Genomic DNA, 15,361 nt, shown 5'->3' with positions numbered 1-15,361 from the left:
ATTTACCATAAGTGTTACATACACTTAACGTTAACCAAATATTACACCCTAAAAACGAGTTTAAATATGAAAGTATTTTACCTAAAAAAGCATTACCTTTTGGTGCTTTTGGTTTTGATAGCACTTGGGGCAAATGCCCAGACCGGCTCGCTGGTTGGAAAGGTACTAGACGAAGCCGGACTACCCTTACCGGGAGCATCTGTACAGATCAAAAGTTTAAGTAGAAACACCCTTACCAATGCAGATGGTACTTACAAGATCGTTGGATTAAGTAATGGAACAGTATCGCTGTTGATCAGCTATGTTGGTTACCAGCCTAAACAAGAATCTGTAAAGATAAACGGCAGTACAGTTGCTAATTTTAGTTTGAAACCTGAAGACCAGAGTTTAAACGAAGTTGTGGTGGTGGGTTACGGTACACAAACCAGACGTGAAGTAACCGGCTCTATCTCTAAAGTAACTGGAGATAAACTAACGGCTATCCCCACCCCCAGTTTCGAAGCTGGTTTGCAAGGACAGGCTCCTGGTGTTCAGGTAACAACGGGTAGCGGATTGGCTGGTAGCGGTTCAATCATCAGGATCCGAGGCATTGGCTCAATTTCGGCTGGTGGAGACCCCTTGTATGTGATAGATGGTATTCCTATCACTTCCGACCCATTTATTGGTGGAAATCGTGGTGGTATGAATCAAAACCCATTGGCAACGATCAATGCGAACGATATTGAATCCGTAGAGGTATTGAAAGATGCCGGTGCTGCAGGTATATACGGTTCGCGTGGTGCAAATGGGGTAATTTTAGTAACTACAAAAAGAGGGAAGTTGGGTAGGCCAACCTTTAACTTATCGACTAAATACGGTGTAAGTACTTATGCCAACAAACCTAAGTTTGTTAATGGACCAGAATGGTTACAATTGCGTCAGGAAGCATGGACTAATGATGGAAATATTGGATTGGCGCCTTTACCAGGTGGTTTAACCTGGGCACAGGCTGAGCAAAATAATACAGATTGGTGGGGCTTAGTTACTCAAACTGGACATCTTAACGATCAGAGTGTTTCCTTTAGTCAGGGAACGGAGAAAATAAAAAGCTTTATCTCTGCTAATTATAGCAATAATGAAAGCTTTTTGAAAGGGAATGCTTACGAACGTTATGGTTTCCGCTCAAATTTTGATATTAAGCCTACTTCTTATTTTACAACAAGTATCAATGTTGGATACGATAGAGGAACCAACAAAAGGGTAAATGCTGCCTGGGGTGGTGGATTGGGAGAGGCCATGTCAACTGCTTTGCCTATTTATCCCGCTTTTAATCCAGATGGATCTTACTATAACAATGCAGCAAATCCTTTGAAAAATGTTGATCTGTTGGATTGGAAAACTGTGACTGATAGGTTAATCGCAGGGGTTACATTCGAATTGAAACCGGTTAAGAACTTAAGTATTAAAGCAATTGCCAATATGGATAACATGGATGTGAAGGAGAACCAATATCAGCCTGCTATCCTTAGAAACCAAAGCTCTGGTTATGCAAATGCATGGCCTGTAAAAGTATTGAACCACACATTTACCGGGACGGTAAATTATGATCTGGAATTCAGTAATAAACATAAATTGTCTTTCCTTGTTGGAGCAGAGAATCAAGAGAGCTATCGCAATTTATACAAAGACGGTATTTACGGTGATGCAAATGGCCCTTTTAATAAAGATACACAGAGTTACGATAAAGCATTGGCTGATCAAATCAAAGCTAATTCTTTGAACTATGTATTGGGGGCTGATAGAAACACTTTCGCTTCTTTATTTTCAAGAATCAACTATTCATACGACAATAAGTACTACTTACAAGTTCTAGCCAGAAGGGATGGATCTTCTAAATTTGGGCCAAACAATAAGTATGGATTTTTCCCTGCTGCCTCAGCTTCATGGTACATCAGTCAGGAAAACTTCTTAAGTGACAGTAAAGTGATCTCAAATTTAAAACTGAGAACAAGTTATGGTGTAGTAGGTAGTTCAAATTTCCCTTCCGGTCAATATTATTCTATTTTTTATCAGGGTAAATCATATAACGGAAATGGCACCGTGGCCCCGGACAACGTAGAAAATCCTGGATTAAAATGGGAAGAGGGGCGTAATTTTGATATAGGGCTTGATTTCGGCTTATTCAATAACAGAATTAGTGGGGAGTTTTCTTATTACCACAAAAAAACTAAAGGCGCGCTATTGGATGGCGGTATTTCGCCTTCAACTGGTTTCTTAAGGGGCTGGGTTAACGTTGGCGAAATCCTAAACGAAGGGGTAGAGCTGAGCTTGAATACGATAAATATTCAATCTGATAATTTTAAATGGATCACCAGATTAAATATTTCTAAAAATAGAAATGAAGTGGTTAGCCTTGGTGATTTTTCTGCTGATGCTGTACGCGGCGGAACAAATGATACCAGAATTTCCATTGGCTATCCATTGGGTGTAAACTATTTGGTGCGTTATAAAGGTGTTGATCCGGCTGACGGCTTACCAATCTGGTTAAACAAGGATGGTTATGAAACAAAAACTTTCTCATTAGACGATCGTATAAATACCGGTCAGGTATTGCCAGACTATGTAGGTGGCTTAACGAATACCTTTAGTTATAAAGGTTTTGAGCTAAACACGCTATTCACCTTCGCTATTGGTGGTAACCTTTATGATGGTTCTGCTAAACGCCAGTTAGGTATTGTAACTGACTGGAACATCCGTTCAGATATCTCTGATCGCTGGCAAAAACCTGGTGACATTGCTAAGTTTCCTCGTTTAACGATGAGCACGGGAACTTATCCTGGCTTATCAAGCGAATGGCAGTATAATTCGACCATGTTCCTGTACGATGCCACTTTTGTGAGGTTGAGAGAAGTGACACTCGCTTATAACCTACCAGCTAGCTTTGCTAATAAATTGAGGCTGCAAACTTTAAAGATTTTTGCGTCAGGCATGAACCTACTAACCTTTAGTAAATATCCAGGAGGTGACCCAGAGGTGGCCAGAGATTTTGAAAACAATCAGGATAGAAACATGAGTCCGAATGTAACATACCTGACTACACCACAGCAAAAAAGTGTGTCGGTTGGGTTATCTACTTCATTTTAATTGTTGACCATAATAGATAAGAAGATGAAATTCAATTATAAAAATATTTTAAAAACGGTTGCGATACTTGCTGTACTCGCAGGTACCGGAACAGGATGTAAGAAATATCTTGACGCACCACCACAGGATGCGTTAAATAAAGAGCAAGCTATAGGAGATGAAGCTGGGTTAACTCAGGTGATGAATTCTGCTTACCAGGTTGTAGGTGGAGATGCGATGTTTGGTGGGAAAATCCAAGCCGTGAATGAAATGATGGCAGACCAACTAAATGGCACCAATTTGAGTGGCGATTTTGGCGAGTTTTACGGGCGTAAATCATCCATTTTTGGTGACTATAAGCGGGATATGTATGTAGGAATGTATCAGGGTGTTTATCGCGCTAATTTAGTGTTGGAGAACTTAGATAAAGCTACAACCACTAAAGATAACATCGAAGGTCAGGCAAAATTTGTAAGAGCGCTTGTTCACTTTGAAGTGGTTAAGTTGTTTGCTCAGCCTTGGGGTTTTACCGCAGATAATTCTCACCTGGGTATTACAATTAGGTTAAGTACTGCAGTAGTTACCAAAAATAGGTCAACGGTCAAACAAGTTTATGATCAGATTATTACTGATTTAAAAGATGCAGAAAACAAACTGCCAGATGTAAATAATGGGTTGCCAACAAAATGGGCTGCTAAGGGTTTACTCGCAAAAGTATACTTTCAGATGAACGATTTTCAAAATGCTTACAATTACGCAAATCAGGTTATTGAAAGTAAGAAGTTTACGCTTGATGCAACTTATGCAGCTCGTTTCACTGAAACAGGATCAACAGAGAGTATATTTCAGATGATTAGTACCAGGGGAGCTTTTGAACCGGGCGCAGAATTAAGAAATCAATTCCGTTCAGACAATGGGCTACCAAATATGAGGTTTACAACTGCGTTTTATGCCATGGTAAACACGCCAAATGATGTTAGAAAAACACTATTTGATGTGGTTAAGTATCCAGGGAATATCGTGATTACGAAATACAACAAAGACAGGTTTAATGTTCCGGTGATTTACCTCACACAAATGAAGTTAATCAGAGCTGAGGCTGCGGCAGAAAACAATGCCAATCTACCAGTGGCCATTCAGGATATCAATGACATTATGAATAGGGCATATGCTGGTACCAAGAGTATCCCAGTTGGATCGACCCCTGCCTTTATCATTACTAATGCTCGCTTTGAACGCGGTTTGGAACTAGCTGGAGAGGGCAACAGACTTTCGGAGATTAAACGGATTGGAGCTAAGGGCGAGAATATTGATAAACGGGGTTCAGTTTGGAACTGTCCAGGCTTTATTCTCCAATTCCCTCAGGAAGAAATGGGTACGAATGTAAATTTCCAACGCAATCCTGAAGGCAACTGTTTTTAATCCTAAATTTTAAAAGATAAACGTATGAAACGTATTCAATATATTCTATTCGCCATCTGTATCTTCTCGATATGGAGCTGTAAACCGGAAGAGTTTCCACCGATAGGCGAACCACAAAATGTTGTGAAATCTATTCAAGGTACCTGGGGCTTAACTAAAGTGACACAAATTGATCAAGATGCTACCACAAAGGGCTTCCCTTACAAACAAATAGACATCACATCGGTGTACCCATATACCGACCTGGTTATTGCTTTTATGGGCGATGCACAAGGCAACCCATCTACTTTTACTATCACCTCAGGCAATTCACCCAAAATCGCTGACTTAACTTCAGGTAATTGGACGGTTGATGATGTAAAAGTGCCGACTACTATTTCGTTAAAAAATGGTACGGTAACTAACAGCTTAAGCATAGGTTCTTATGTAAGCCTGAAATCGGGTAAGCTATTGATAAAAAGAGATAAAAAGTTGAATGGGAAAGTAATCCTGTCTTATCAGTACGAATTCACTAAAAAGTAAGCAGATCATGAAAAAGATATTATTATTAATTATATGCTGTTTTGGTGCAATATGGGCATCTGGACAATCAAAAGTCACTTTTAGCCCTGCAACATTTACTTCCGAAGATGAGGTGACCATTACACTTGATGTAACTGGAAGTCCATTGGAGGGGGCTAATGATGTTTATATCTGGGCATTTTCTAATGATGGCGTAGGTGGCGGTAAGGATGCCAGTACAAATGGGCAATGGGGTGCTTCATCTCCAAATGCAAAAATGACTAAAACAGCGACCAATATATTCACCTTTAAGTTTACAGGGACTGTCCTTTTTGGTCAAAGTCCTGCTGAGCTGATTAATTTCGGCTTCCTTGGGAAAAGTGTAGATGGATCAAAACAAACACCCGATTATAAACCATTTAAGTTTGATCCACTCGTGTTTACGGCATCGCAGTTTAGACTATTCCCGGCAAAATTGGATAATACGGATATGGCTACAGTTTACTTTCATCAAAACCTGGCTACGGATATTAATCTGCAAAGGATGACTAACATAAAGGTGAATCTTAGCTTTTATAATGAGGCCAATAACGTAGTGGGGTCGAAACAAGGTATTGCAGCAGTAAAGGAGTCAACGATTCTATTCTCTTATTCTTTTATACCCGACAGAGTGATCACTGTTCCTGCCGGAACTAAGCTAGCTAAGTTTACTTATCAGTTTAGTGGCACTGTAAAAGATGCAGCGGGGCTCGATGTGTCAACTAGCGGCCCAGTAATAGAAGTGGTTTATACGGTGTTCAATTAATCTAAAGGCAATGAAATACAAAATATTATATACACTCCTTGTGCTTGTAGCATTTGCTTTTGGGTGTAAAGAAACAACTTTTGATGAGGCATCAAAGGGAGAGGCATTAGGTGCCTTTACTGCAACTGCACCAGCTAACAATACCATGTTGGTACTCAATTCGGCAACACCGGGTAAAACTATAGTAATTAGTTGGACAGCGGCCAAGCCAGGTGTAAATACTGCACCTACTTACAAATGGGTTGTTGCTTTAAAATCAGGCGCAATCGATCAACCGATCCTTGAATTTCCTTCAGATAATGGTGGCAAAGCGGCTACGCTTACTTTAACTCAGAAACAACTGGATGATGCATTGAAAGCAAAAGGTATAGCCGATGGAGCTAAGGCCGATTTGATTTGGCGGGTAATTGCCGATAATGGTTCCTTAAAAGTAAATGGAGAAACCTTTAATATTTCGGTAACCAGGTTTGGCGATGGGGTATCAAATTTTATACTATATGGCCCGGTTTCGAGTGCAAATGTGACTACTATCAATCCGATCTTAACCGCCCAGTCGTTGAATTTTAAATGGCAAAAATCTTTTGCAGGAAAAGTAGGTGCCAATGTCACTTATAAGGTGAAATTCATTAAGCCAGACGGTAGTTTTACAACTCCATTGTTTGAATTTACATCGAACAATAGCGGTCTGGATTCTAATTTATCCGTAAGCTATAAGGATTTTGATGCCAAGCTCACAGCTGCAGGCTTTGCAGATCAATCGGCTATTGCGACCTTAAAATGGAGTGTAGAGGCTAGTTCGGGTACATTTACTAAATTCTCTGATTATACAAATGACATTTCTGTACTGAGGGATGTGAGTTTGTTTATGGTTGGAGATGCTTCCGAGTTTGGCTGGGACAATGGTAACCCAACCCATATGTTCCGTGATGCGACCAATAGGGGAGCTTATATATATACTGGTTATTTGAATGTAGGCGACTTTAAATTTATTACTGTTGTTGGCAGTTGGGAGACCCAATATGGCAATAATGGAAGCAATGGTGTAGCGCTAAAAGCTAAAGGATCTGATCCTGATCCCGGAACTTATCATGTAGCAACGGCAGGCTTTTATACGGTGAAGATTGATATCAATGCCTTAACTTTTTCTATTGCTCCATATAGTGTTGCGGGTGCAACAACTTATGCTTCTATTGGAATTATAGGAAACTTTAATGATTGGGCTGATATCACAGCAATGAGCAAAAGTTCTTTTAACTCACATATCTGGGTAATTACGCAAACCATCGCTGCAAATACGGAGATGAAATTCAGGATTGCTTCCGGTTGGGATGTAAACTGGGGCGTAGCAGCAAATGCAGATGCTAAATATGGTAAGACAACTATAAACGCAGGCAACTTGAGTGTAAAGGCCGGGACTTATAAAATCCTATTCAACGATTTGACCGGAGATTATATATTCTATAACAAGTAAATTTTTAGCAGTTGCCAAAATGAGAAAATTATTTATTGCATTGTTTTTTAGTCTTTTGGCTTCCTGGTCACAAGCACAGCAGTTGGAGCGTATAGAACCCATGTTTTGGTGGGCTGGGATGAACAACCCTAAACTAAAACTGCTGGTGCACGGGATTGACATTTCTACAATGGATGTGCGGTTGGACTACCCAGGTGTTAAGTTGGTAAAGGTAAATAAGGTGGAGAACCCCAATTACCTTTTTATTGATCTTGAAATCGCTACGGATGTGAAGGCTGGCAAATTCCCGATTGTATTTGCAAATAAGCAGAAAAAGAAGCTGCAATATATCTATGAGCTTAAAAACAGAGAAACTGGGCCTTCCCGAATACAAGGGGTAAGCAACAAGGATTTGATTTACCTGCTGATGCCGGATCGCTTTGCAAATGGAGATGTCAAAAATGATGTGGTAAAGGGAATGCGGGAAACGAAATTGAACCGAGATTCGATGTACTATCGTCATGGAGGGGATATTCTGGGGTTGATCAATAAGCTTGATTATTTGAAGGATTTGGGTGTAACCGCAATATGGATGACTCCGGAAATTGAAAATGATATGCCATTGGTTTCTTATCATGGCTATGCCGCAACGGATCATTATAAGATTGATCCGCGTTATGGTACACTAGCACTTTATAAAACCTATGTAGATAAAGCCCATGAGAAGGGGTTAAAAATTGTAAAGGATATTGTGCACAATCACATGGGTACAGGGCATTGGCTCTATACGGATATGCCTATGAAAGATTGGGTAAATCAATGGCCTGCTTACACACAAACTAGCTATCGTGATGAGCCGGTAATGGATCCACATACTTCCGAAGCCGATAAAAAGAAAATGCTTGACGGCTGGTTTGTACCTAGTATGCCCGATTTTAATCAAAGAAATCCGTATGTACAGAATTACCTTACCCAAAATCACATTTGGTGGGTAGAATATGCCGGGATTGACGGATTGAGATTAGATACTTATCCTTACAATGATCCTGACTATATGAAAGACTGGGCGCAGAAGATTAAAGCCGAGTTTCCAACACTTTCCATTTTTGGCGAAACACTGGTACATACCGCTGCGGCGCAAGCCTTTTTTACCGGTGGAAATACCGTAAACCGTGGTTTTGATACGGAGTTGCCTGGTATTACCGATGCGGTTATCAAGAATGCCATTTATGAAGCTTTGAATGGAAAATCGGGTTGGACGGATGGTGTATTTAGATTGTATTCAACTGTTGCACAGGATTTCCTTTATCAAGATGCAGATCGAAATGTAGTGTTTTTAGATAATCACGACATGAGTAGGTTTTATTCCATGGTAAATGAGGATCTGAATAAGTTTAAGTCAGGTATGGCTTTGCTGTTGACCATGAGGGGCATCCCACAATTGTACTACGGTACGGAGATCCTGATGAAGAACTACTCTAATCCTGATGGTTTGGTACGCTCCGATTTTCCGGGAGGATGGGTAGGAGATCAATCGGATAAGTTTACTGCTGCCGGTCGAACGGCACAGGAAAATGACGCCTTCAACTTTGTTAAAACATTGGCGAATTACCGTAAAAATAATACAGCCCTACAAACCGGTAAGCTGATGCAATTTGTGCCAGAAAATGGCCTGTACACTTATTTCAGGTATCAAGCTGGGGGTAGCACGAGCGCTAATGGTGCTAAAACGGTAATGATAATTGTTAATGTCGATGATGCCGCCAAAAGCTTAGAGACTGCAAGGTTTGCAGAACGCATGGCAAATGCATCATCAGCAACTAATGTCATCACTGGCGAAAAATTAAATACGTTAAAAACGATCGCTGTACCGGCCAAAACAACGCTGGTACTTGAATTAAATTAAATGAAGAATACAACACAACATATTGCTTGCATATTTGATCTGGATGGGGTTCTGGTTGATACCGCCGTATACCATTATCAGGCTTGGAAGCAACTGGCAAACTCCTTAGGCTTTGATTTTGCCCATGCTCAAAATGAGCAATTGAAAGGTATAAGCCGGATGCATTCGCTCGATAAGATTCTTAAATGGGGCGGGGTAGAAAAGTCTGAAGCAGAAAAGGAAGCCTTGGCTACACTAAAAAATTCATGGTATGTAGCCATGATCAGTAAAATGACGGAGGCTGAAGTATTACCTGGCTCCTTAAAGCTATTGCAGGATTTAAAAGACCAGGGGATTAAAATAGCGTTGGGATCGGCCAGTAAAAACTCTGGGTTGATTTTGGAACGCACTAACCTGGCTCATTTTTTTGATGCTATTGTAGATGGGAATACAGTAAGCGCCTCTAAGCCAGATCCAGAAGTGTTTGTGAAAGCTGCGGAATTGTTGGGTGCCTTGAACAAAGACTGTGTAGTTTTTGAAGATGCTCAGGCTGGGGTGCAGGCTGCTATTGCCGCCGGAATGGCCATTGTAGGAATTGGTAATGCCGAAAATTTGCAAGGTGCACAGCTGGTTATTAATGACCTCTCGGAAATTACAATTGCCGAAATCTCGGCTTTGAAAAAATAAGGAATAGAAAAAGGATAATGTATGTAGCCGCTTTAGCGGTGCAATGCTAGAGCAGTATAAAGATGAAGAATTACATAAAAGCAGACGAGTGGAATATTATTGAGGAAGGTTTTGATCCTCACTTAAATAAAATATCGGAAAGTCTGTTCAGTATTGGCAATGGTCGTATAGGTCAGCGTGCTAATTTTGAAGAGGCATATACCGGAGAAACTTTACAGGGAAATTATGTAGCAGGTGTTTATTATCCCGATAAAACGCGTGTGGGTTGGTGGAAGAATGGCTATCCCGAGTACTTTGCTAAAGTATTGAATGCGACAAATTGGATAGGAATCGACATCGATATTGACGGTGAAAAGTTAGACCTGTTTAAATGTGAGGTGCTCGAATTTAAACGGGTATTGAACATGAAAGAAGGGACACTAAGCCGGACTTTTACGGCGAGGCTTAGCAGTGGAAAGGTAGTTAAAGTTGATGCTATTCGTTTTTGTAGCATCGCCGATGATGAGTTGGCAGCTTTACATTACAGCATAAGCGCGCTTAACTTTGAAGGTATAATCACCGTTACCTCTTTTATTGATGGTGATATAAAGAACCAGGATGCGAACTATGATGAGAAATTTTGGAATGAAGTAGCGCAGCATCAGGAAAATGACACTGATTACCTCACTTTGCAGACTAAAAAGACTGAGTTTGATGTTTGCACAGCAAGTCGTACAACCGTACTTTTTAATGGCGTAGCGCAAAGCTCGCAAGCTGTATTAGGCGATAAATATCTTGCACGGACAACCGTAATACCGGTTAAGCAAGGTGAAACTATTCATATTTATAAAATAGTAACCAACCTGTCTTCTCTCAATTACGATAAAAGTGATTTGTTGAGGCTTGCTAAGGTTAAAATAGAAACAGCAAGTACAAAGGGCTTTGATGAGTTGTTGAAAGATCATGCTGCGGCATGGGCTGCAAAATGGGAAGAAAGCGATATCATCGTTGAAGGGGATATTGCGGCTCAACAGGCCATTAGATTCAATATATTTCAGCTTAACCAAACTTATACAGGTAAGGATGCTCGTTTAAATATTGGACCAAAAGGCTTTACAGGAGAGAAATATGGAGGTTCTACCTATTGGGACACTGAGGCTTATTGTATTCCTTTTTATTTATCTACGGCCCCCGAGGAGGTGGCAAAGAACTTATTGGTTTATCGTTACAAACATTTGGATAAGGCAATTGAGAATGCTGAAAAGCTAGGCTTTAAAAATGGGGCTGCATTGTATCCAATGGTAACGATGAATGGTGAGGAATGCCATAACGAATGGGAAATTACTTTTGAGGAGATTCATAGAAACGGAGCGATAGCTTTTGCGATATTCAATTATATCAGATATACAGGGGACGAAAATTATCTGGCTCAATATGGTTTGGAGGTATTAATCGGAATTGCCCGCTTCTGGAAGCAACGCGTAAACTGGAGTGAGGATAAGCAGAAATATGTAATGTTGGGGGTAACCGGTCCCAATGAATACGAAAACAACATCAATAACAACTGGTATACGAATAAGCTAGCTGCATGGTGTTTAAAATATACCATTGAAGCTGCCGATATGGTAAAGCGTCTGGATCCGGAAAAGTATAAAACCATACAGAAAAAAACGAAACTGGTAGAAGCAAAGGAGTTTGGCGACTGGAAGACTGTTGCTGATCAAATGTATTATCCTTACCATGAAAAAGAAGGTGTATTTCTTCAGCAAGATGGTTTTATGGATAAGGAACAGATACTAGTGAAAGATTTGCCTGCTGAGGAGCGACCGTTGAACCAGAAGTGGAGTTGGGATAGGATCTTGCGCTCTGGCTTTATTAAGCAGGCAGATGTATTGCAAGGCATGTACTTTTTTGAAGATGAATATGATCTGGAGACATTGCGGAAGAACTTTAGTTTTTACGAAAGTAGGACCGTGCATGAGAGTTCTTTATCTCCCTGCGTACATAGTATTTTGGCGGCAAAGCTAAGCGATGAAGAGAAGGCATATGAATTTTATCTTCGTACAGCCCGTTTGGATTTAGATGATTATAACAACGATACCGAAGATGGATTGCACATTACTTCGATGGCAGGTACCTGGATGAGTATTGTTGAAGGTTTTGCAGGGATGCGGGTGTGCAATGGACAGCTGTGTTTTAATCCTTTTTTACCTAAAGCATGGGACTCTTTTTCTTTTAGTATCGGCTTTAGAGGTGTTCAATTAAAAGTAAAAATCAGTTCTAAGCAGATTTGGATTATAAATAATTCTGTGCAGACATTGGAAATAAGTATATTTAATCGGCTTCATACTGTCTTACCAGGTGAAAAGGCAATTACTTATCACGAGCAACTGGTATGATGACGCTATTAAAAAACATCCCTTTGATTGTATTGACTATTATTGGTGGCCAAACTATAAGTCAGGCCCAAAGTAAACCGATTATTTATCAATTATTGCCGCGGTTGTTTGGCAATAAACAAGAAACACAAATCCCTTATGGCACCATTCAATTAAATGGTAGCGGTAAGTTTAACGATATCAATTCAAAAGCGCTGGATGGAATTAAAGAGCTTGGGGTAACTCATGTTTGGTATACTGGGGTGATTGCTCATGCCAGCATGACGGACTATAGCGCTTTTGGTATTCTTGCTGGTGATGCTGATGTGGTAAAAGGTAGGGCGGGCTCGCCTTATGCCATCAGAGATTACTATGATGTAGACCCCGATCTGGCAGTGGATGTTAAGCACCGCATGGCAGAGTTCGAGGCACTAGTTGCTCGTACGCATGAAAAAGGAATGAAGGTGATCATTGATTTTGTACCCAATCATGTTGCCCGAAATTACCATTCTTTAGCTAAACCTAAAGGGGTAGTGGATTTTGGCGCCAGCGACGATGTTACACAGCGGTTTAGTGCTACTAACGACTATTATTATATTCCTGATGAACAGTTTATCGTTCCTGGACATATAGATAAAAACGATTCTTTATATACTTTAAAAGACTTCAAGTTTGCCGAAATGCCTGCTAAGGCTACTGGAAACAACGTGTTTTCTAAAGCTCCGTCTGAAAACGACTGGTATGAAACCATAAAATTAAATTATGGGGTAGATTATGTAAATGGAGAAAAAAAGTATTTTGATCCGATGCCTCCGGTGTGGTTAAAAATGCGTGATATTTTATTATACTGGGCCGCAAAGGGCGTAGATGGTTTCCGTTGTGATATGGCAGAAATGGTCCCCGTTGAGTTTTGGGAATGGGTAATTCCTGAAGTAAAGGCTAAATATCCAGCGCTTATATTTATAGGTGAGGCTTACAATTCGGCCGTATACGCAACATATTTAAATAAGGGACATTTTGATTATCTGTATGATAAGGTTGGTTTATATGATGGTTTAAAAAGGCTGATCAGAAATGAGCAAAATGCAGATGTGAAAGATATTAGTAAGGTTTGGCAAGTAGAAACGGCTGGTTTTCGCGACAGGATGTTGCGCTTTCTGGAAAATCATGATGAGGAGCGAATTGCCTCTGCTGGCTTTGCCGGTAACGCTTTTTATGCACTTCCGGCCATGGTGGTATCGGCTACTTTATCTGGTGGACCGGTGATGTTGTATTTTGGACAGGAGGTAGCTGAGCCCGGTAAAGGTGTAGAAGGTTTTGGTAGTGATGACAACCGGACAACAATATTTGATTATTGGGGTGTGCCCGAGCATCAGAAATGGATGAATCACGGTGCTTTTAACGGCGGCTTGTTGAGTAAAGAGCAGGTTGCTTTACGTGAGTACTACAAGAAACTAATGGGTATTGCCGCAACTTCTGATGCGATCAGGAACGGCCAGATTTATGAAGTTCCTGTTTCAGGAAATATGAATAACAGGATGTACGGTTATATCCGCTATAATGGTAACCAAAGGTTGCTGATTATGGTAAACTTCGACCGTAACCAAACTTTGGAAGGGCGTATAGAGATTCCGGAGGAGATTCTTAAGGTTAAATCCTGGGCACCAGTTACAGAATTGTTGACCAATCAGAAGTTGAATATCCCTGCTGGCCCAAGTATCCAAGTAAAAATAGCACCTGTTTCGGCACAGATTATAGAATTTTAAAACAAATAAATGAGCTTAAAAACATTAACCGAAAACCCGAAGCTAAGTTTAGTTCAGATCATTAATATGAGTGTCGGATTTTTCGGTATTCAATTTGGATGGGACTTACAACGCGCCAACATGGGACGTATTTATGAAAACCTGGGTGCTAATCCAGATCAGGTTCCATTGTTGTTTTTGGCGGCGCCCTTAACGGGGTTGCTTGTTCAGCCTATAATTGGCTATTTAAGCGATAGAACCTGGCATCCCAAATGGGGCAGAAGAAGGCCATATTTTATGGTGGGTGCCATCATTAGTTCTATTGCACTAATTTTTATGCCGCATAGCAGTGCCTTATGGATGGCTGCGGGATTACTCTGGATTTTAGATGTTGCAGGGAATGTAGCTATGGAGCCTTTTCGGGCCTTTGTTACCGATAAACTACCCGATTCGCAGGTGAACAGGGGCTTTATTATGCAGAGTATGATGATTGGGTTAGGGGGAAGTATTGCATCGGCCTTGCCCTGGCTAATGAACAATGTTTTTCATTTAAGCAATACAGCAGCACAAGGGAGTATCCCCGAAAATGTAAAGTTCTCTTTTTATATTGGTGCTTTCTTCTTTCTGGCAGCCGTCCTTTATACCGTTTTTACCACTAAAGAATATCCACCCGCCGATGTAGATTTTAAGGAAAAGGTTTTAGAAAGTAATAAGGGCTTTGGTGGAGGTGCAAAAGAGATTTGGCATTCTTTATTGAATATGCCTAAAAGGATGCAAATTGTATCGCTAGTGCAGTTTTTTACATGGCCAGGTTTGTTTTTAATGTGGTTTTATTATACTACTGCTGTTGCTGTAAATGTATTTGGCGGTAAAGATGCCAGTGACCCGGTGTATGCCCACGGTGCTGATTTTGGCAGTTTAACATTGGCTTATTATAGTGTGATTACCTTTTTATTTGCTTTGGTTTTGCCCAAAATAGCAGATAAACTGGGGCGTAAAACCACACATGCATTATGCCTGCTGTGTGGGGCAATGGGCTTAATCAGTGTTGCCTGGGTACATGATAAAAACATGCTTTATTTATGTATGACAGGGGTAGGCATAGCTTGGGCTAGTATTTTATCTATGCCGTATGCTATGCTCAGCGGATCATTACCAAAGGATAAAATAGGAATCTACATGGGGATCTTTAATTTCTTTATTGTACTGCCAGAGATCATTGCCTCATTGGGTTTTGGTTGGTTAATGCGGGAGGTGCTGTATAATGACAGGCTTTTGGCTGTGCAGTTGGGCGGCGGATTAATGGTAATTGCCGCTGTTATTTGTTATGTTTTTATCAGAGAACCCCGAAAAACCGATCAGGTTTTAGCGGATAAACTTGCTATAGAAGGACGAGATCAATAAAAC

Annotated in this window: 10 protein-coding genes; all 10 read left to right on the top strand. The window is 40.5% G+C overall.

Annotated elements, in window-relative coordinates; genetic code table 11:
* The first annotated feature begins 66 nt into the window (after positions 1 to 66).
* The 10 genes from EZ444_RS15290 to EZ444_RS15245 all read left to right on the top strand — a co-directional run bounded on the left by EZ444_RS15290 (position 67) and on the right by EZ444_RS15245 (position 15,358).
* Entirely contained in the window at positions 67 to 3,123 is a 3,057-nt protein-coding gene (locus EZ444_RS15290; RefSeq protein WP_131610022.1) for a SusC/RagA family TonB-linked outer membrane protein, read from the top strand.
* A gap of 24 nt (positions 3,124 to 3,147) precedes the next feature.
* Positions 3,148 to 4,524, top strand: a complete 1,377-nt coding sequence (locus tag EZ444_RS15285; RefSeq protein WP_131610021.1) for a RagB/SusD family nutrient uptake outer membrane protein — start codon at positions 3,148 to 3,150, stop codon at positions 4,522 to 4,524.
* Positions 4,525 to 4,548: 24 nt separating this feature from the next.
* Positions 4,549 to 5,046 (top strand): DUF5004 domain-containing protein, encoded by a 498-nt coding sequence (locus EZ444_RS15280; RefSeq protein ID WP_131610020.1) that lies wholly within the window; start codon positions 4,549 to 4,551, stop codon positions 5,044 to 5,046.
* A gap of 7 nt (positions 5,047 to 5,053) precedes the next feature.
* A complete protein-coding gene (locus EZ444_RS15275) occupies positions 5,054 to 5,830 on the top strand; it encodes a hypothetical protein (protein WP_131610019.1) in 777 nt (258 codons plus the stop codon).
* Positions 5,831 to 5,840: 10 nt separating this feature from the next.
* Positions 5,841 to 7,301, top strand: a complete 1,461-nt coding sequence (locus EZ444_RS15270) for a SusF/SusE family outer membrane protein (protein WP_131610018.1) — start codon at positions 5,841 to 5,843, stop codon at positions 7,299 to 7,301.
* A 19-nt stretch (positions 7,302 to 7,320) separates the two neighbouring features.
* Positions 7,321 to 9,186, top strand: coding sequence for a glycoside hydrolase family 13 protein (locus EZ444_RS15265; protein ID WP_131610017.1), 1,866 nt, complete (start codon positions 7,321 to 7,323; stop codon positions 9,184 to 9,186).
* Positions 9,187 to 9,852 (top strand): beta-phosphoglucomutase, encoded by a 666-nt coding sequence (pgmB, locus tag EZ444_RS15260; RefSeq protein ID WP_131610016.1) that lies wholly within the window; start codon positions 9,187 to 9,189, stop codon positions 9,850 to 9,852.
* A gap of 62 nt (positions 9,853 to 9,914) precedes the next feature.
* Positions 9,915 to 12,230, top strand: coding sequence for a glycoside hydrolase family 65 protein (locus EZ444_RS15255; RefSeq protein WP_131610015.1), 2,316 nt, complete (start codon positions 9,915 to 9,917; stop codon positions 12,228 to 12,230).
* Positions 12,227 to 13,975 carry an alpha-amylase family protein gene (locus EZ444_RS15250; RefSeq protein WP_131610014.1) on the top strand — a complete coding sequence of 583 codons (1,749 nt, stop codon included), beginning with the start codon at positions 12,227 to 12,229 and terminating at the stop codon, positions 13,973 to 13,975. The genes EZ444_RS15255 and EZ444_RS15250 overlap by 4 nt, the downstream gene beginning before the upstream one ends.
* A gap of 9 nt (positions 13,976 to 13,984) precedes the next feature.
* Positions 13,985 to 15,358, top strand: coding sequence for an MFS transporter (locus EZ444_RS15245; protein ID WP_131610013.1), 1,374 nt, complete (start codon positions 13,985 to 13,987; stop codon positions 15,356 to 15,358).
* Positions 15,359 to 15,361: the final 3 nt, after the last annotated feature.

It is taken from the genome of Pedobacter hiemivivus, from assembly GCF_004331685.1.
GTDB classification, from domain to species: domain Bacteria; phylum Bacteroidota; class Bacteroidia; order Sphingobacteriales; family Sphingobacteriaceae; genus Pedobacter; species Pedobacter hiemivivus.
This window is presented reverse-complemented; position numbering and strand designations above follow the sequence as displayed.